Raw genomic sequence first — 18,510 nt, 5'->3', positions numbered from 1 at the left:
TTTTATTTGATCAGCAATGTTTCTTTCATTTTATGCAATACCTCCTCGTTGGCCTCTATCAGGTGTTCCGTTGAACCCGCCCTGTGCCACTCCGTTATCCTGTCCTGGTGGTAAAACGGCTCGGGGGTCAGGTTCTCATTGGAGAGGGAGGAGATGATGTTGGCCACGCAGTTGTTCTTTTCGGCAACCAGAACCAATTGGGCATACAGTATGTTGTATTGCCGTATCTGTTGGTTGATGGTTTTGATATATCGGGCTGGATGATAGTATGATGCGTCCGTTTTTTTCATGATCTCTTCCACGGCTTTTCCCGCTCCTCCGCCGGTGTTCGGGGCTTCCACGCCCAACAGCCGGGCGATTGTCGGCGCCAGGTCGGTATGCTCAAAGTAGGGAAGTTCGCGTCCCCGGGCGATTCCGGTTCCGCAAAAGACCAAGGGAGTTACCCAACTGTCTTCGTCCAGCATGGGATGCCACCCCACCTTGCTCTGTCCGTGATCGGAGGTTACAATTAAAACGGTACTCTCCCATTTTCCCGTCTTTTTCAAATGATCGATGAATTTTCCCAACAATTTATCGGCATTTTCAATAGCATTGACATAGGGAGAGCCTTTTCCGAAAATATCTCTCGCATACGGCTTTCCTTCACTGAACATGGCTATGGACGTACCGATGGAGCCCGGGCTTTGCAGATGGACACGCATAAAACGAATGTTCTGACTCTCGAGTAGTTTGATGGCTTGTTCCACTGTTTGATCGTCGGTCAGCGAGTTATCCATGATGCAGGTGGAGAAACCTCTTCCCACGGAACGATAGGCCGTTGTGTTCACCACGAATGCCGTTTGTTGCTTCGGGGAGATCATCTCCTGGATCATTTTGTTTTCCGGACTCAGGAAAATGGTTCCTTCGTGGAGCATCGGATTGGGGAAGGAGCAACTGTTCGACAGGCTGTAATCCCCCACCGTGGGGTGATGGGGAATGATCATGTGCGATTTCCGCACGTACGTTCCTTCCTTTATCAGGGAATTTAGCACCGGCATGTTCAACTTTTCCGGCGCCTGCCAGTGCATTCCGTCGATCATGAACAGGATCACCCTTTCGGGTTCTTTCGCCGATAAAGCCGGGATATTCACCGACAAAGCATAAAGCAGAAACGGTACCCATACAAAATGAATTCTTCTCATGTTATTTTATTATTTTACAATTTAATGAAAATCTTCCGCTTATACAGATAATAGCAGATGCCCCAGACCATAAACGCCACCACCACAATCGTCACCATGTTGATCACCATATCTCCTCCCCAGCCAAAAAGACGGTACGTGAACGGACGGGCCATCCGGGTAAGCAGATTTTTTCCGCCAAGCATGCTGAAAATGTAAATAAAGATGGGATTCATTCCCACAATGGCAAAGAACGTGGCAATCTTCCTGAAGCGGAGTATATCCACAAAGAGATAGGACAATCCCATCGCCAGCAGGCACCAGCCGCCGCTGAAAACGACAAAGGAGCCGGTGCTGATACGCTCTATCATGGGGATATACAATCCCAGCAGATACCCGCCCATGATCCCGGCGATTCCAGTTGAAAGCATGATCGACAGTTTTTTCATTGGTGACAAATCCGTCATCAATAATTTGCCGGTACAGACACCCCAAAGGATGTGGGCGCAGGTGGGCACCGCATTGAATGTGACCCAATGGTCGGGATGCAGGTGACCTACCGTGACCGAATCGAACCACGCGCCGAAATTGTGGTCGGGCGTGTAGGGCATATTGTATCCTTCTATCGGCCAAAAATGATAGAGCAGATCGGAGACCAGTATCAGTGCAAAAGAAACGGCCAGTTGCCATTTAATATCCTTTTGCAACAGCAGAAAGGCAAAGACATACACAAACGCCAGTTGGGGTAGGATATTAGTCAGGTAATAGGTGTCGTCCTTTGCTCCCAGCATAAAGCCGAGCAGAAGCAACCAGAAAGAACGCTTCAAGGCATGAATAAACGATTGCTTCCAGCTATCGCCTTGGGCAAGCCTTTTTGAAAGTGAGAAAGGCATGGCGACACCCACGATAAACATAAAGAAAGGTTGTATCAAGTCCCAGAAATAGATCTCGAACCAGGTGCCGTGATTGGAGTGCTTGTCGAGCCAGGCAATAAAAATACCTCCCTCCCCCTGTTCCACCATTTGGTGAAACAGGGTCGCTATCCCCGATACCAGGATAAACATTACCAGTCCTCTGAAAAAGTCGACGGAAAGGATCCTTCCCTGTTCCTTGCTCAGGCCGGCAGTTGCATCGCTTGTTTGATCAGACTTCATCTCTCCAGTTTTTTCATCTCTTCTCCGGCCCTGCAACTTCCGGAGTTGAATCGGGATTTTTATAATCGAAGAAAACGATGCCCGATTTTTTGTAAATTTCCATCATCCTGTCCATTCGTAAATTGAAGCTCTCGTAATTTTTTGACCGGTCTTGCGTCCACGCGGCTTCCGCCAACGCCGACATCCGGGGATACAGCATAAACTGCAACCGCTCGGACGTATGGATTCTTTCTGTCCATACATTCCCCTGTATGCCTTTGACCAGTGGAGTGGCCACAGGTATGCCCGAAGTGTAGCCCGTACCGGGAAAATGATAGACCCTTTCCATGGGTGCGTACTCGCCTTTCGACCATTTCCGGCCGTATTTGTGCGACGGATGCTGGACGAAATCCAGATAAAGGGGTAATCGCGGACACAGCACTATTTCGTAGCCTTTGCTTATCGCTTTTTCAAGCTGTTCCGGCCTCTCCTGGCGCCACCACATGACCACCGTGTTGGACACGGGTAAACCGGCAGTGACCACCTCATCCCATCCCATAACGGTTTTGCCCAGGGTGCGGATGGAGTCCGACATCCTGTTCAGGAAGTAGTGTTCCACTGCCACCAGATCGTTGAGTTGTTGTGTTTTCATTAGCTCCTCGATTTCAGGCAGGTGATTCCACTGTTCGTTGCCAAAGTGCACCTCATCTCCGCCTATGTGGATATACTTTGAGGGAAAAAGAGCGGTTATCTCTTTCAGGATATTGGTCAAAAACGTATAGGTACCTTCTTTCCCGGGATTAAAGGTAAAGTTGGGATACTGCTTTGAACCGCCGCCGCTGAACTCGGGATAGGCTTTAACCGCGGAGGTGGCATGTCCCGGCATGTCGATCTCGGGGATGATCTCGATAAACCGGTCTGCCGCATACTGGACGATTTCGGCTATTTCGGCCTGGGTGTAATATTGTGCCGGGGCATCCGGATCGGTGAGGTTTCCTGTTGCGCCGACGGAAGTCAGCAGGGGATACCGCTTGATTTCAATTCGCCATCCTTGTGAATCGGTAAGGTGCCAATGGAATTTGTTCAGCTTGTGCAACGCCATCAAGTCGAGTAGTTTTTTCACTTCGGCTTTCCCTATAAAATGACGCGATTCGTCGAGCATCAGGCCGCGCCATCCGTAACGGGGAACATCACGGATAACCGCACACGGGATAGAACCTCCCGTCCCGGCACTGTTTATCAACTGAAAAGCCGACTGCAACCCGTAAAAACAGCCGTTTGCACATCCGGCTTCGACGACAATGCCTGCGGGGGAGACAATCAACCGGTATTCTTCGGGATTGTAACAGGCGGTGTTCCTGACCAGTTGTATCCATCCCTTTTTCTCCATTTTCTTTGCCCGCAGGGAAAAATTTTCCAGCGTTTCCAAGAATCCGGGAATCAGTGAGCTGAATTCTCCCGATTGGGCCGAGACGGTGATCACTTTCGGAACAATTGACACACCTTCACGTTGTTCATAATGATTGGGAAAAGGGATGATCTCCTGGGAATGAACCCCTAAAAAAGAGAACAGAAGTAATACCAGTGCAGTAAAATGTTTCATCATTTTTTATAATCGATTGTAGTTTATTTAATAGGCCTTTCCTCCCGTAGTCTTCTCTACCATTGTTTAAAGCATTGTTTGTTATTTAAACGGATCCGGTATCTTTACCAAATCTTCTACCAAGTTACCCTCGTGTTCAAACCTGGCGAGGGTATACACATTTCCCTGCTTGTCGAAAGCGATCGAGTTCACATACGCGGGACGCGATCCGTCCTCGTAAAATACGGGGCCATGGTCGATGTATTGTCCGGTAGGGATGTGGTACGTGACCAGGTGGAGATTTTCCACTCCGCGTGCGGCACCCATTGAAATCTTGTCCAGACCTTTCACTCTTTTTCCATCCTCATAAATAGGTCCTCCCGTCAGGTAATACAAGGTTTCCTTATCATTTCCCAAATCGAATCCCAAGTATCCGTAACTAAATTGGTCGTACATTCCGCTTTTCCGGGAGGGTCCGGATGTGATCCGGTCCACAATTTCTATTTTCCTTTTTTCCGGATCAAACTTGAACAGGTAGCCTGAATTTCCGTGTACTCCGTAGGCCACCTCCTCTTTGGGATACCATACGACGGCACGCCAGTTGTAGCCCATGCTTCCCGCATCGGCAGGATCATAACTTCCAAAATAATCCAGCCGCAGGTCCACATCTTCCAATTTTTCAATTGTACAGTCTTCGGGATCATAACACATGATATCCCCCCCGGCCGTTGAGTAGTAAACCAACCCGTCGCGCGGGTCGACGAACACGGACCGGCACAGGACCCTGTAATCTTCGCCTACCCGGCCCGCTTCGCCGTTGGCGGAGACCGGTCCGAGATCTTTCATTTCGCCGCTGTTCACATCGTAGTGTACAAAATATCCTTTCGGCCACGTGATGGCATAGATCTGTTTCCTGACAGTGTCCATCGTCATGGTGAGCACTCCCTCCCCATGGGGGGCCAGCCCCAGGTCTTCAAATTTTCCGCTGTTCAGGTCGTATGACAGGAAATGTCCTCCCGTGTATAGCCCGTATCCTTCCGGCGCGGTTACCGGCAGACGTTCCATCCCGTCTATCATCTCATAGTAGCCCACATGGGTGGAGAAATATAATTTTCCGCCGCTTTCGTAAAAACGGACGTGGCTCTTACCCTGCGCAATAACCTTTTTATCTTTCTCTCCGCAGATCTCCGTCAAGTCGGCCAGAAACCGTGTTGTATCCGCTTGCGGGTCGTATACGTGAACCTGTCCCGCTACATCGTGGGGTTGCGAGGAGAGCACGTAATAAATTTTACCGTCGCTGGCGGCGGAAATGGCATTGTAGGTATCGTGCGCCAGGTCAAAACCTGAAAAGTAACGGATGGCAATCAGTGTTTTCTTATGTGTTGATTGCTCTCTTTCTTGTCTATTTACATTAGAACAATTCGTTACTATTATCATAATAACAATTGTCAATAAAATTTTATTTTTCATTTGTAAATTATTTCAGTTTTTCTAATATTTTGGTAATTATACGTCATAATGTATATATATTCTTTTTATGCGATAATATTTAATTTTTACACTAAGGTTGTATGGAGCATTCTCTTGATTGTCCAAAGATTATTTTAATCATGTTGGTTTCATAATTAATTCCAATTTAATAATGGTCTTAACGACCCGATTAACCGGTCATCATTGATTGCATCTTGATCACTGCTCATCACTACCCGGATAGTTCGATCTGTTTCGTTCGTAGGATATACAGTTATTTTTAACAAATAATAGTTGACAAGGGGAGCCTCCTCGGAACTATTCGTTTTTGCCACGGTTGTTGTAAAAGTTGCATCTGCAGGTGAGATTATTTTTATATGGAAACTTTTGTCTCCTTTTTGTAAAACGGCTCTATTCCCGTTAATAGTAACAATGGCGTTGGTTATAGAAGTCCATTCAATCTGCTTGTTTTGGGATGTCAGACTGATTTCATCCTGAATAAGGGTGAGATTATCAGATAATAGCATAAAACCACGATAAACCTTTGTAGCTAAATTATTGTAGGCAGTAGTCATATCAATAATACCGAATGGTTTATCCGAATCTTTATTATAACGTAGTATATTTCCTCTACCCGCCGAATATTGTAGGTTATTATCTATTGATAAGGTGTTGTGACTGAAATTGTTGTAGCGAAAATACTTCCATCTTTGCCCACTCCAAGGAGTATAATCCCAAAAACCGGGTAAACTGTAATCTGCAGCAGTACATCCCAGATCATCAAGCCATCTTACACCGTTTGTCTCCACTATAAATGAACCTACATCCAAATGCTGGTGGGGCATGTTACCTGCGCCGCCTTTTGCTGCTAAATAAATTGAATTAGTGGAAGCACTATTACCGTTAAAAACCATGATTGGGTTAAATATATTATCAAAAACCTGAAGTTTTGGCTTTTTAACGGAAGTAGATATAGAAGCATCATACCACGGAATATTGAGAAAGAAATGCCATCTTGGAAATGTATCAGGTGATTTCAATATCTTTAATAAATGAGAACGATAAAACTGAGCTACATCCGGTAAGTTGAATTTTTTACTGAAATAAAAATATACCGGACCTACGTTTACTGTCTCACTTACCACATCTGCAAAATTAAATACCCGCCCTGATGGACTTACAGTAGTAATAAAATATGAAGCCGTCTTGCTTATTCCGGAAATATCAGATAATCCGTAATCATGTCCTAAATTATCATTTAGAGACCTTAATAACATAGCCAGATTAATATTCGTATAATACCAATAACCCGGGCCTTCATAACAAACACCATCAGGACTAAAATACTGTAAACAGTTAGGAATAAATGTAATACCTTTAAAAATAATTTTCTCAGTTAACTTCAAGTCTGTTTCCGCAATAGCCAATGACCCCATAATCATTCCGGTATTACATACAATGTTCCAATTTGTACTTCTCCTCGCCCATGAATCCGAATTACCGCTGTCATATTCCTGAACGGCAAAATACAATGCTTTTTCTTTTAATGATTTAATTATTAAATTTTTTGTGTCTTGTGGTAAATAGTTATATAACCAATCATACCCAATAGCAACGGCCTCAGCCATCTCAGCGACACTTAAAAAATGAGCAGGATCCCAATCAGGATAATTGCAGACGTTAATTAAATCTTCCTCTGCTTTCTTTGCATATTTAAGTTCATCAAACATGCGATAAGCCAGTGACAATGTGATTATCCTATAGATGTGCTCTCTGCTGATCCACAATAAATCAGAATGCTTTTGTCGCAATTCGTATCTTAAAATTGGCTTTGTAAGTAATATATCGGCTTTTAATTTCAATAGTCCAAGTAAATTATTCAGTAAAGTATCTTGCTTACTTAATTGCTTAATATTATTTTCTTCTTCAACAGAAAACAATAGCCGTGGGTGTTCTGAAAGTTGTTTATTGAATAGCGTATCCATACAATTTATTTTTTCTTGTTTTTTGGGAAAATCGGCAAATATTTTACAATTACCAGCAAACAAAAAAATAAAAAGAAATAAAAAAACAAAGAAGTTAAAATATCGATTCATCCTCTATAAAAATTAAAACCTTTTTTCAAACAATTAATAACCAGTTGTTTGGCATAGGAAAGACCTTATTGGTCTATTTCACTATCACTTTGTTTCATCATTCAGTAATTTGGAAATTGCATTTAAAAGCACTGTTTCCGCTTCGGGAGTTACCTTTGCAACATCCACTTCATAACCTCCTTGCGGAAAAGCCGCGGCCGGAGGGATATATCCAAAGCTCAGATCGCCGTACGCCGCCATGGCGACAAACTGACCTGGACGCATTTTTTTCGCGGCAATCTGATACTCGACCAACAACTCACCAGGCATAAAAAGAATTCGTGCTTCATTACCAATCGTCAAACATTGTATATCAACTTTTTTGTCTGCCTTATACCGTTTCCAAAGAACCTCTCCTGCTTTTGCCGAATCCAATGGCAAAACAACAGAGTCGAAAGTCCATTGAATATCAGAAGATATGACAGAGACTTGTTTGGTATTTTCCCATGCCCGTTTCATCCCATCGGCAAGCCGTTCGGCTAAAACACCGCGATTTTCATGGGAACCGTCATTATATTTACCGGCCCCTACGTTTCCGCCAGCGCCCGTGAAATAAACCTGTAATGCGTCGGGTATTGCCAGTTGGCGGTAAAAACGGGCAATCCCTGGATAATCGGGATTGGGTACGCCGGTACCGTAATAACTCTGCGGATGGGTGGCATAGAAGTTCAAGACAGCAACCGGTTTATTTTCATTCCAGAAACTTACCGCAGACAGTACCGGATCGATCAATCCCTCAGGTTCTGTTCGTAAGGAAGAATCCTTGCAGACCGTCCAACGCATAGCCTTAATTTTTCCATCCTCTCCAAGAATCCGGCGATTGGATGCCACTTTATGCACCGGTGCTTCACCAAATCCTATGTGTGTGATCGAAATAGCGTTTTCTAAAGAATTAATCACTGCCATCTCAAGACGATGGATGACCGATAAGACAAAACTGTCATTCAAACAATCACGGGGATAAGGCGCATCATGTTGATGAATAACATGAACGGCTACATGTTCGGGTATTGTTCCGGCAGCCTGGGCAAGCGAGCGTTTGAATTCGTCGTAACAATCATTTGCTATACCGAGCCAGTCCAAAGAAACCAATACGATAGGTTTTTCCGTACCGAACAAAACGATTCCTTTAGCTCTAAGTCCCATGTCCCATGTATTTAATGCAACTCCATACGGCATTTTATAGTCTTTAGGCGGGGTTATATCGACATCAAAAACGGCCACCTGCAGATCTTTTGTTATTGCCGTGTCTTGGATGTTATTCATTCCTTGCGCGGATACGATGAAAAATGATAGGAATAGAGCTGAAGCAACAAATGATATAATTCTTTTCATGATTGTTTTTTTATTCGTTTGTTTTTTATCCGTTCCGCGTTATCATATACCTTTTCGATAGCGGATGCTATGTTCTTCATGTCCGACCGGGAACCCAGCAGTATGTTCTGCGGGATCCAGACCGCCAGCTCGTTGCATAATTTTTCGTTCATCGGACACCTGTTCTCGTGAGCGTATCTGCCGTAATCCAGCCGTTCAGCCGGATAGAATTTCCGGTAATATTTGCTTTCAAAAGCATTTTTCAAATAAGGCATTTTGTTGAGTTCGGTGTACCCTGCCGAACAGGGAACGCCCTCGGCGCGCAACGCCTCCATGAATTCATTACGGTTTAATCCGTTGAACTCATCCTTGTCGTACAGAAAGGGAAACAGGTGGAAGGCGGCTTTCGTAACGTTTTTGTATAGTCTGTAAGGTACGATACCCGGTATTTTCCCGATTAACGACCGGAGATACCCTGCATTTTCATTTCTTGCCATGGTCTGTTCTTCCAGCCGCTCAAACTGGGCCAGCCCGATGGCCGCCTGGTACTCGGTGATGCGCAGCTTTGTGCCGATCATCATGGTGCCGGCTCCTATCTGGCCGGCGGTGGAACCGTAAGGATTGCCGTAATTGTGATAGGAGAAACACCGGTCCATGAATCCGTCGTCGTCGCTGACGATGGCTCCCCCTTCGCCCATGGGCATGTTCTTGGAGGTCTGGAAGCTGAAGCACCCCGCATTTCCAAAAGTCCCGACCTTTTTCCCGTCAATCTCCGCCAGCCATGCCTGGCAGGCGTCCTCCACCACCAGCAGGTTGTGTTTGCGGGCAATGCCCATGATCCGCATCATGTCGCAGGGAAGCCCCAGGATATGGACGGGCAGGATCGCCCGGGTGCGGGGGGTTATCTTTTCCTCGATCTTGTCCGGATCCATCTGGAAAGTTTCGGGGTCGACGTCCACGAAAACGGGAATGGCTCCGTTGAACAGGATGCAGGACACGGAGGCAATGAAGGTGTAGGGCGTGACCAGCACCTCGTCTCCCCATCCGATCTCCAGCTGCGCCAGGGAGGCGTTGAGGGCGTTGGTACCGTTCACCAGGGCCAGACAGCGTTTGGAACCCAGCAGTTGCGCCCATTTCTTTTCGAATTCGTCCGTAACCTTGTCCCTCGACCACACCCCGCCGCGCATCACCTCAAGCAATCTCTTCTCGTCGGTTTCCGGTTTCCACACAGGCCACGAGGGCCAGTCGTGGGAGGTTATCAGGGGGCTTCCACCTAAAATGGCGGGCGTGGTTTTGTTTATCGCCGTACAACTTGCCAGCATCCTGCTTGTCGTTCCCGCTCCCATGACAGCACCTGTTCCGGCAATTAAATTCGTTTTTATAAATTCACGACGTGAATAGTTTTTATATTTTAATTTCATTTTAATTATTATTTCAGGTTTGATTCAGAATTTTATTTTCATACGATTTTTATACTTATACCTTTCACTCTCCTTCGTAAGGTATTTTGTTTGAATTACTACCCTTGTAATCATACACTGCCCAGTTTTTTGCAACGGCAATATCCACGTCAGACTTTAAAGCTACGTTTTGTTCTGAAGGCAGAGTTGTATCAACGATGACAAGTGTGCCCGCTGAGAGATTTTCACGGTCAAACAAGGAGTTCATTAAGGCTGTCATATTTGTTCCTTTTATATTGTTATTATGACAGAACAGGTGAGTAAGAGAGCTGCTCGTCGGCTCCAGAGCGGTAATTCTATTATTGCTATAGCAATCTAGCCGATACGCGTTCCCATAGACGGTGATGGTTTGTGCGCCAATCACATAATTCGTGAGTCCTGTGGAAACAGAATAGGGGAAATCCGGCGTTTCGCCTTCATCCTTAATTCCATTATTATTGAGATCAATCCAAATGTCGGACTGGTTTTCCGCCATCGCATACAAAGCTATTCTTATTGTTTCTCCGACAGACTTCTCAGTCACAAAAGTTATTTTATCCGTATTCACCGGTGGAGGCACATCTTCACTCCCTTTTGAAGCCTCTGGAGTATTCCCGTAAGCTCCCATATTTATTCTACCCCCGTTTGGAGAAGGCTCCTTTGAATAGTCATCGTCAGGGTTTCCGGCATTTATACATGGGCTGGTTATGTTATCGGTAACCCACGCTGTTCCATTCCATCTTCCTTCTTTTGATTTCAGGTGATAATCACCATTCGTTTCATCCGCAAATAAGGGATCAACGACTATATTTCCAGTGCCGGTGATTCGTGCAAATCCGTTCCAGAAATTGGTGTATGAAACCGAAACATCCCTCATATCATCATAGCCAGTTTCCGTTTTATTAAAACCCCATGGAGCCGAAAGAGAGCGCGTGTCAAATTGGTTTTTAACATCTGAAAGGATACAGTTCTTTAAGACTGTTTCCGAATTACCATCAGCTCCTGAGCTACTTAAGCTAAAGCGAAACAAGTAGGGGATATTGACAAAGTTACAGTTTTTAAATGTGAGATTTTTTGAGTTTCGTAGAAAAACACCGATGGTATTATTCTGTAAATCTCCTTTAAAGAGACAATTTAAAAAGATATTATCTGATTGATTTTGAGGATTTAAACCCTCAGTACCATCGTACACACTAACAATACCGGTCTTACCTGTAAATCTGCTGTTCTCTATTGTGTTGTGATAAGCACCGTCCCGATTCTGTACACAGAAATTAAACGTTGAGCTTTTTCCGGTATTGTCGGCATAACAGCTATCCACCTTATTATCATAGGCCTCATGGGCAAATACAAAACATTCTTCAAATTTCTTCGCAGTACAGTTTACAAATAGATTACCTGTGCTATGAGGTTGTCCTCCACCGTCTCCGGGATTATCCTTAACAATAAAACCGTGATTTCCCTTGTATGAACCGTGGATATCTTCAGCATGACAATCCCGTACCGTATTGTTGCTGCTCCATGCCAGCACTACAAAATAGTCTGTCATAAACTGATTATTGGTCGTTTGCTTGCAGTATGCCCTGCAATTTTCAAGGGTACAGTCATCGGTTTGGGATAAAAAGAAGTTATTGCCCCCATTATCTGTTGCCGAACAATTCTTTACCGTTGAATAATTACTCTTTTTGATTAAAATACCGTAGCCGTCGTAGCCCTTATTCACATAATCGACATTACTACATGAATCGGCTATGCAACCATCTAAAACCGTATGATGGCTGTTGTCAACCCAGATACCGTACAGGTATCGCTTTACACGTATATTTTTTAAGACTACATAGGGTTTGCCATAGATATAAATTCCCTTTTTCGTATAATCTCCGCCGTCGAGAACCGGTGTACCGTTGTAACCCATAAAGACAATGGGAGAGCCGTCCGATCCCGCATTGGAGATGATCACATTTTCCTTTTCATAATTCCCTCCTTCTATACAAACTGTATCACCTGCTACCGCCTTTGTTGCCGCATAGGTAATGGTGCGCCAGGCTTTTTCCTTGGATGAACCCGTACCCGAATTTGCATCGTTTCCTTTTGTTGAAACATAATATCGCGTCACTATTTCCGGGGTTGCCGGTTCTTCTGGAATTATCTCTTCCGGAAGAGGTATTTCATCTTGCCGGCAGTGAATAAACACTCCAGAAAGCAGTAGAATGATAATATAATAGATATAATTTTTCATGATCTTCACTTTTTAAATTAAATAATAAACACTCATTTCTAACGCACCATTCAAAATAATTCATTACATAATATTCAAACTTTCCTTGTTATTCTTTTTATAAAACAGACCACAATTCTATAGAATAAAAAGTCTGCTTCGCTAATCAACTATAATCGCGGTTCCAAATCTCTCCGGCCTGCCAAAGCCACCTCTTGTCATTACCCACGATGAAAGTTCGAGCAACGCATCTTTTGGCCTGCGTTCACGATTGAAGTTCAATCCAAACCGGGGAGCTAATTCCATCCCTTTTACAGGGATGCCGAGCTCCACAATCCATTCCTGTTTCTCTTTGTTGATAGTCGCTGCCGTTTTTATATCGGGATTCCAATCCTTGTAACTTCCATCCGTCAAATAGATTCCAAGCGGATTTACGGCTACATGATAAAATTTACTCTGCGTAATTCCGGGATCAAGGAATACTTCTACACAATCGTCACTTGTAACATTATCCCCTTGTTTGTTAGCATTAACGGTAAGAAAATCGATCACTTCCTCCGTGCAGGTGAATGCAATGTAAAGCATATTGTTACGCAGCCCGCAATGTACTTTTGTAGGCATTTTAGGTGCTTCGAAACCATCATTCAGCGTCAATTCCACTTCGGCAGCCTCTTCCCATTCATTTGGAGTAATTAGGCCATCAATAACCGGAGCGCTTTTTAAAACGGGAATATGGATCGTTTTTTGAGCAAATTCCGGTTTGGGGATTGTCTTGGATATTTTCACATCGGGAGGGATCGTTATTCCGGTAGGGGAGACCTCTTCCATTTTTTCCATCATATGTACGATGTGTGCCGCTACCATCCGGCGGATTTTATCGTAATCATCCAATTGCAGATTGTTCCCGTACTTGTATGCGCCGCTGGCATAAGCAGAAATTTTTCCGTGAATGGGAGAAACAAAAGCGTGTTTTTTAGCTTCCTCTTCAGGAAGATACATTGTCCAATCCATGTTTTTGTATTGAGCTGCCGGATTGTTGCTCAAACTTGTGCGAAGCTCTTTGAGCATTTTATCCGCCTCTTCGGCAGCTTTCGCTGATACTCCTCCTTTGGCTTTCGCTCTTGAGATGGTTTGCTGACAAAGTTCAAGATAGTGCCTGTCGTTTATTCCCTGACGAATATTTTCCCAGCCGATGGAGCTGCCACCCGGATGCGCGGCTGTTTTGGGATAATGGTGCATCCAATCGCCAATTTTCGAATCGAAGTCATTATAAAGATCTTCTCTTCCACCAAAATAGACCCAGTTAAAAGCGCCGTCGAGTCCGAATTTCCAATTAAACAGTCCGGTAGCCCAGCGGCCGCATTCGCCGAGCCAGCCGGAAACATCGTAATTGTAAAGGGTAACCTTACGGCCTTCCGACCGTGCTTTTTGCACATCTTCTTCCGAACTGATTGCCGCATTGTAGTTCCAAAAATCGGCATGCGGTCCCGCAATATTGACAAAGTAATTGTCGCCAGGACCATCTATTTCCGTTGGAATACCGGCTGCTTTCAATACTTTCAACAGATGCAGGTTTTCATCGCGTTCCTGCTGTGAATGCCAACCCGGTTCATCGTAAGGTTGCACATACATTGCCGGCCAACCTTTGGATGCTGCCTCTTTAAACAGTTCTTTATAAAAGCTGACATAGATTGAATCATATTCCGGCGTACCGAATTGATACCCTTTCGTTGCCTTTTGTGCCGCCCGGGACATGTCAATAACCGGTTCTGTAAATTTATATTCTTTGTATGCCTCCATGGTTAATTCGAAAAGCGTGTTGCCATCGAAATGAAATTTCACTTCTCCCTTATCGGAAACCGTATAACTGCTTGGATCCACCCCATTGCATATCCCTATGGAGGTCATGCCGTGCATCCGCATATCCGCCAGATCGTGCCGTACTTGTGCACGCATCTCATCAACCGTTTTAAGATTTCCGAATACCTGATTGTAAGCCATATAGTATAATCCATACAGCAACCCTTTTGGCTCCGGGAGTTTAAAGGGTAAAATCCGTATTTTTAAAGGGATCTCTTCGGATGCATCCTCTGTTTGAAGGGTGATTGTGCCGGTATATACCCCGGGTAGGGCATGCTCGGGAGAATGAAAATTTATCCAGAATTTTTCACTTCTATCGGTAGAAATTGAGACAGGATTTTCAAGTGATGTAATGTACACGGGAGCATTCACCAAATGTTGAAGTTTCTGATACATGAATCTTTTAGTCAAGTACTTGACTATATACGGTTTCATGCTTGTTGCGGGAATAACCGTTCCGTCGTTCTTCTTCAAATCGGATATTTTTAATTGTGCGTTTTCTATATCGCGCAGTGCATATATACAAAAAGTCACCGGAATGATTTCTCCTTGCGCGGCAAAGGCATCGATAACCGTGAGTCGCATTGAATCGGGCCTTGAATGTTCAAACGACATTTTCAATGAATGACCGGGGTAAACGATAAAACCGTTCTCCTGCTCAGACTTTGTTGCAACAGGTTTGGGATTTCTCTCCACATAGACCACCGCCGCATCTTCCGGTTTTTGTACGTTTGATACGGTTTGTGAATACGATCGGGAAAAATTAAAAATCACAAAAACCGACAACGATAACATTAAAAAACAAGACTTCATGATATTTTTTTTAGTTGTTTTTGTATAATTAAGGGGTTGCATTTCTCGATTTATTTAAAATAATCGTATAAATTCAGCACTCGCTATTGATTTTATAATTTCTACAATCGCCTTATAATCAAACGCATATTCTTTGTCTTTATGGGTATGATAAAAGGTGTTTCCCCAATCTTTCACACGAGGGTCGTTTTGCACCGACGACCATTTGCGCATCATGTCATTTGCATGCTGCTTCTCACCTAGCCGATAAAATGCCAGTACCTCCAATAAATAATGCATTGAATTGTCGCTTTTTTTTGAAAAAGCGACTTTCTTCAAATATTCATCTTGCTCATCCGGTTTTTTTATTTTCTGTGCGATTAATGCATCCAACCAGTCTTCCAGCCTGAAATCAATATCTTCGTCGTTTGGCTTGCCCACGCCCAAGTTCCGGGGATAGTGACGCGCTTCCTCTATTTTTCGTTGAGCCTTGGGTATATCGTCTTCCAAAAGAGCTTCCGCCGCCAACATCAATTTTGTCTGCCGGTACAACCGATGTCCATCGGAATTGCCTTCTGCCGGTAAAACAACTAAGTCACTCAAGATTTTTTCTGCAGATTCATAATGTCTGTTTTTGATTAAAGCCCGTATGTATAAAAAACCCATAAGATAAGAATTCGAATATTTCTTGTAAAAAGGTGTAATGGTTTCGAGTGCTTTTATATGCTCGTTGTTGGCAAGGTAATAACGGGTTAAATCGCTGATGTATCGCCATTCGGCAGGTGCTAATGAAACCGCTTTTTTCAGGTAACCTTCTTTAGTCGCAAGGTCTGTTTCCAACTGTGCGAAAAATGCATGAAAAGGGGCAAAGTCTACCTCTTCACGGACAGATGACATCAGGTTATATGCCTCGTTATTCCTGTTCCTGGACCTATAAAGCAAAGCCAACAGATAACGTGGAATCCAGTGCGGTTGCTCCTTTATCGCCCATTCAAGAATCTCTTTGCTCTCTTCCCTGAAAGGAAACTGAAAAGAAAGTTTCCCTTCAAGGGCTTTTTGTAAATTGACCGTTTTTTCATCTTCCGCATGCAGGGCGTCATTTAAAAACGATTTCCAATAGCATACAACCGGAGTTTCGGGCGATTGCTCCAATATTTTAAGGCTTCTATCCGGCAAATTCAGTTGAAAGTACCACGTTCCCAGTTCCAGATAGGTTTGTTCCGGCATTTCGTTACGAATGCCGTCCTTAAATTCAGCCAATGCTTGGGTATCGCCACGTTTTAAATAGTTTTCAAACCGTACGAAATGATTCAGCGGATCCAGTTCCAATATCCGCTTTCCGGTCTCTCCGGCTTTTTTGCTCTCGCCGGTGAGTGAATAGCTTAAATAGGCTAATTGCAATCCTTGAATGTTGTTTTGGTTGTTTACAAGACTTTTTTGGGCGTATTCCAAGGATTGCACTAGATCTTTCCGGACGAGATAAATCTCGCTAATTTTGGTATATGCCGCGCTTCGGTAAGATTCACTTAAAGAAGCCACTTCAAAACCGTCGAGCGCATCGAAATATTTTTTCAGACGAAATGCCGCGCAACCGTATTCATAATTGGCTGCCGCATCGTACGTATCAATGGACAATGCTTTTTGGGCCACTGAAAATGCACTGTCGTACTTCATCTGATGGGAATACAGCCTGGCCAACTCAACCAGGGACGGAATGTGGTTCGGATTCAACTCCAATGATTCTTTCATATAGGGTTCGGCCCGGTCATACAAACGAAATCCCATTAAATCCCGGCCTCTAAGGTATTTTCCGTAACCGGTATCCCAATCAAAATCGTCGACGGTTTTTACCGGACGGTTTAACCTGTTATCCTCATTTTGCCACAACAACCGATTTCCGTAAAATATTCTTGTCAGTTCTTCGTTGTCAGAAACAGGAATATTCAGGGAAAAAAGTTGCCGGACTCCTAATTTTACGTGTTCTTTTTTAATTATTTGACCGTCATTATTATATACTGTCAATGTGTCCTCACCTGCTTGCAACGGGTAGATTGAAATATCGTAATAGTTTCGGTTTTTTTCAACATCAATTGCTCCTGTCAAAGTGACATTTTTCACCTCTTTCATCTCCTCGAAAGGAAACCAGTATTCCGTCCATACATCGGTCTGATAGGGTTGGAACAAGATCTGCTTGAAAGGAGTAAGGGAACTGCTTACCATATTCTGGTTAAACAGCCTACCGCTCTGTAATTCAATATATTGTCCGTTTTGATCCGTCAACAATTCTTCCCATATCTTGCCTACATCGGATAAAGCCCAACTGAACATCTTTTTTCCGAGCCTCTCTTCTCTATCGGCATAATGCAGCCAACCGAAATTATCACTTTCCCAATAAGCTCCAAAATAAGAACCGGAACGTCCAACAACATGATACGATTTGTATTCATTACTTTTAAAGTTGTTTTCCCGCCAGAGCGAAATATTTTTTTTTTGGATGGAATCAACGGGCCAATACGAAATAAGCATTCCATCGTGGCCGATATTGTAAGTACCCGGATAAATAAGTTTTAAATCATTCTTGGCTGTAATAGCCGTATTCACCCAGTTGTAGTAAGGCTGTGGAGAGCCTGTACGGTTATGCCAAAGAGATTTTGTGGTGAACCAACCTTTGTCTTTGGGCAAATTGATTTCAACACTCCAATAAGTACGTGTTAACAAATCTAACGTACCGACGACACAACTGACACTTCCGTCTTTGTTGTTTCGGACAAGGTAGTCTACCGGAAAAGAACAGGATGGGGAATGTCCGATAACTCCATAGTTGAATTCGATACCTCCGCTTGTCCACGGCCCACGTAAGGAGATGTCCCTGAATTTAACCACCTCATTTCCATAAAACATCTCTTTTCCCGATCTTTTATCGATCACCGACCATATTTTACCCCCAATTTCCGGAAATATTTTAATTTTTAAAAAGTCATTTTCAAGTTCGACGATTTTCCATGATTTCTTTTCCGGCAAGGTCGTATAGCCGTCGTATCGGAAATAGGGATATATCTTTCCAAACAGGGGTATGGGATTTGCATCGGAATAGGGATATGTGTTGTAAACCGCTGTATATTCTTTAAATTGACAATTATGTTGGCTGAATGAATACATCGAAATTAAAAACAATCCTAAAATAACAGGTGTTGATTTCATAAGGAACATTACTTTAAGTCTTGGTGATAAATAAGTTTAGACGTAAAACGATAAATGGACAAGGCACACTCATCTATAATGAATAATAATACTTAACCGCAAAAACATAATTTGCCTTATATCCGTAATAATTAGATTTCATCTTAATCCGGAATCAATCAGAGAGTATTGAGAACGACCTTTGTCAAAGCTTAAAGCATCGACAA

Annotated in this window: 10 protein-coding genes; all 10 read right to left on the bottom strand. The window is 43.7% G+C overall.

The genetic code is table 11. From position 1 onward, the window contains the following. Positions 1-2: 2 nt before the first annotated feature. Positions 3-1,181, bottom strand: a complete 1,179-nt coding sequence (locus AC1HCU_RS09330) for an alkaline phosphatase family protein (RefSeq protein ID WP_480365387.1) — start codon at positions 1,179-1,181, stop codon at positions 3-5. 14 nt (positions 1,182-1,195) lie between these two features. Next, positions 1,196-2,314, bottom strand: coding sequence for an acyltransferase family protein (locus AC1HCU_RS09325; protein ID WP_480365385.1), 1,119 nt, complete (start codon positions 2,312-2,314; stop codon positions 1,196-1,198). Positions 2,315-2,327: 13 nt separating this feature from the next. After that, positions 2,328-3,899, bottom strand: coding sequence for a beta-N-acetylhexosaminidase (locus AC1HCU_RS09320; RefSeq protein WP_480365383.1), 1,572 nt, complete (start codon positions 3,897-3,899; stop codon positions 2,328-2,330). 78 nt (positions 3,900-3,977) lie between these two features. Further along, on the bottom strand, positions 3,978-5,312 hold the full coding sequence (locus AC1HCU_RS09315; RefSeq protein WP_480365382.1) for a hypothetical protein: 1,335 nt from the start codon (positions 5,310-5,312) through the stop codon (positions 3,978-3,980). 188 nt (positions 5,313-5,500) lie between these two features. Next, positions 5,501-7,330, bottom strand: coding sequence for a heparinase II/III domain-containing protein (locus AC1HCU_RS09310; RefSeq protein ID WP_286880279.1), 1,830 nt, complete (start codon positions 7,328-7,330; stop codon positions 5,501-5,503). Positions 7,331-7,525: 195 nt separating this feature from the next. After that, a complete protein-coding gene (locus tag AC1HCU_RS09305) occupies positions 7,526-8,815 on the bottom strand; it encodes a hypothetical protein (protein WP_480365379.1) in 1,290 nt (429 codons plus the stop codon). Further along, positions 8,812-10,215: a DegT/DnrJ/EryC1/StrS family aminotransferase gene (locus AC1HCU_RS09300; protein ID WP_480365377.1), complete on the bottom strand. Its 1,404-nt coding sequence runs from the start codon at positions 10,213-10,215 to the stop codon at positions 8,812-8,814. Before AC1HCU_RS09300 ends, AC1HCU_RS09305 begins: the two co-directional genes overlap by 4 nt. Before the next feature lie 64 nt (positions 10,216-10,279). Beyond that, positions 10,280-12,472 (bottom strand): right-handed parallel beta-helix repeat-containing protein, encoded by a 2,193-nt coding sequence (locus AC1HCU_RS09295; RefSeq protein WP_480365375.1) that lies wholly within the window; start codon positions 12,470-12,472, stop codon positions 10,280-10,282. A gap of 141 nt (positions 12,473-12,613) precedes the next feature. Continuing rightward, a complete protein-coding gene (locus tag AC1HCU_RS09290) occupies positions 12,614-15,124 on the bottom strand; it encodes a glycoside hydrolase domain-containing protein (protein ID WP_480365372.1) in 2,511 nt (836 codons plus the stop codon). Positions 15,125-15,178: 54 nt separating this feature from the next. After that, the gene (locus AC1HCU_RS09285; protein ID WP_480365369.1) at positions 15,179-18,304 is read right to left on the bottom strand and encodes a DUF5107 domain-containing protein; all 3,126 of its coding nucleotides are present in this window, start codon (positions 18,302-18,304) and stop codon (positions 15,179-15,181) included. Between the last annotated feature and the right edge of the window lie 206 nt (positions 18,305-18,510).

The sequence above is a fragment of the Proteiniphilum sp. LBM24028 genome, from assembly GCF_056629195.1.
Note: the sequence above shows the minus strand (reverse complement) of the source record. Positions and strands in the feature narration are given on the sequence as shown.

Excerpts from the sequence above, each read along its gene's own strand:
- AC1HCU_RS09325 (WP_480365385.1), bottom strand. The coding sequence starts at position 2,314 with ATGAAGTCTGATCAAACAAGCGATGCAACTGCCGGCCTGAGCAAGGAA.
- AC1HCU_RS09320 (WP_480365383.1), bottom strand. The coding sequence starts at position 3,899 with ATGATGAAACATTTTACTGCACTGGTATTACTTCTGTTCTCTTTTTTA.
- AC1HCU_RS09285 (WP_480365369.1), bottom strand. The coding sequence starts at position 18,304 with ATGAAATCAACACCTGTTATTTTAGGATTGTTTTTAATTTCGATGTAT.
- AC1HCU_RS09315 (WP_480365382.1), bottom strand. The coding sequence starts at position 5,312 with ATGATAATAGTAACGAATTGTTCTAATGTAAATAGACAAGAAAGAGAG.
- AC1HCU_RS09300 (WP_480365377.1), bottom strand. The coding sequence starts at position 10,215 with ATGAAATTAAAATATAAAAACTATTCACGTCGTGAATTTATAAAAACG.
- AC1HCU_RS09310 (WP_286880279.1), bottom strand. The coding sequence starts at position 7,330 with ATGGATACGCTATTCAATAAACAACTTTCAGAACACCCACGGCTATTG.
- AC1HCU_RS09305 (WP_480365379.1), bottom strand. The coding sequence starts at position 8,815 with ATGAAAAGAATTATATCATTTGTTGCTTCAGCTCTATTCCTATCATTT.
- AC1HCU_RS09290 (WP_480365372.1), bottom strand. The coding sequence starts at position 15,124 with ATGAAGTCTTGTTTTTTAATGTTATCGTTGTCGGTTTTTGTGATTTTT.
- AC1HCU_RS09330 (WP_480365387.1), bottom strand. The coding sequence starts at position 1,181 with ATGAGAAGAATTCATTTTGTATGGGTACCGTTTCTGCTTTATGCTTTG.
- AC1HCU_RS09295 (WP_480365375.1), bottom strand. The coding sequence starts at position 12,472 with ATGAAAAATTATATCTATTATATTATCATTCTACTGCTTTCTGGAGTG.